The sequence below is a fragment of the Salipiger sp. PrR002 genome, from assembly GCF_010500775.1.
In the GTDB taxonomy this organism is placed as follows: Bacteria; Pseudomonadota; Alphaproteobacteria; order Rhodobacterales; family Rhodobacteraceae; genus Salipiger.
This window is the reverse complement of record NZ_JAAGOU010000089.1, coordinates 1-1,531: the sequence shown is the minus strand read 5'-3', so window position 1 is coordinate 1,531 and position 1,531 is coordinate 1. Positions and strand designations below refer to the sequence as shown.

The window sequence follows — 1,531 nt, the reverse complement described above, 5'->3', positions numbered from 1 at the left end:
GCAAAGCTAAAATGTCACCCATGAACAATTCAGGAATGTCACTCTCCCCGCAAAACGATGCGAGGATGAGCGGACGTGGGATGGCTGATTATGAGCGAGCGCGAGTTGAACCGTGTGGAGGTTCTGGCGCAGGTCGATGACGGTCGACTGACCGTGGACAACGCGGCGAACATGCTAGAGCTGACGCGTCGGCAGATCTTCAGGCTGTTGAAGCGATACCGCCAGGATGGCGCGGCCGCGATCCGTCATAAGGCGCGCGGGAAGCCTCCGAACAACCACATCCACAAAGCCAAGCGCGACTACGCGTTGAGCCTGATCAAGGAGAGCTACGCAGATTTCGGCCCGACATTGGCGACGGAGATGCTGGCCGAACACCACGGGTTTAAGGTCTCGCGCGAGACCGTCCGCAAGTGGATGCAGGAAGACGGCATCTGGCTATCGCGCAAACAACGCCGGACCTTTCATCAGCCGCGGTTGCGCCGAGAGTGCTTTGGTGAGCTGGTTCAGATCGACGGCTCGGATCACCGCTGGTTCGAAGATCGCGGCGATCCCTGCACCCTGCTTGTCTTCATTGATGATGCGACCAGTAGGCTGATGGAACTGCGGTTTGTCACCGCCGAGAGCACCTTCAGCTACTTCGAGGCTCTGGAAAGCTACCTGCTGAAGCATGGCCGACCCGTTGCATTTTACAGCGACAAACACTCGGTGTTCAGGGTTCCCAAACCGAACGAGCACATGACGGGCATGACGCAGTTCGGGCGGGCCTTGGCCGAGTTGAACATCGAGATCATCTGCGCCAATTCCTCCCAAGCCAAAGGTCGCGTCGAGCGCGCGAACCGGACGCTGCAAGACCGGCTGGTCAAGGAGTTGCGCATCGCGGGCGTCTCGAACATGGAAGACGGCAACGCGTTCCTTTCTGGTTTCGTTAACCGCTACAACGCCAAGTTTTCAAAGGCCCCGGCCAAGCCCGACAATCTGCACCGCGCCTTGAACATCGCGCCGGACCGCCTCGCCGAAGTCTTCTGCCTGCGCGACAAACGCTATGTTGCCAGGGATTTAACTCTGAAGTACGACCGCAAGCGCATCCGGCTGGAGGTCAACGATCTGACGCGTGGGCTCGTTGGCAAATACGTGGATGTCTACGAGATGCCCGACGGGCGCATCCAAGTCCGCGCCAAAGGCGTCGCCCTACCCTGCAGCATCTTTGATCCACACCAGCAGCGCGTCACACACGCCGCCATTACCGAGAACAAACACCTGAGCGCAGTTCTGGCACATATCAAAGCGCAGCAGGATAAGGAGCGCATGCCGCCGAAGGTCAAACCTGTGAGCGCGAAGAACAATTACGAAAAGAACGGACGCCGGAACACTGGCTGGAATACTTTGGCCGATCGCAAGCGTATCGCAGAAAGCAAAGCCAGTCAGGGCTGCGATAGCTGAGGTCTCCGCCCTGTCAGGCTTTGCTCACGTCATGCCGCCTGATGACATTCCTGCTTTGCAGACGCGGTGACATTTCAACTTGGTTGCAACA

The 1,531-nt window shown here is 58.4% G+C and carries 1 protein-coding gene; it reads left to right on the top strand.

All coding sequences use genetic code 11. The features are described 5' to 3' along the window. Window positions 1-75: 75 nt before the first annotated feature. Window positions 76-1,440, top strand: a complete 1,365-nt coding sequence (locus G0A00_RS26240; RefSeq protein ID WP_368667756.1) for an ISNCY family transposase — start codon at window positions 76-78, stop codon at window positions 1,438-1,440. Window positions 1,441-1,531 lie beyond the last annotated feature (91 nt).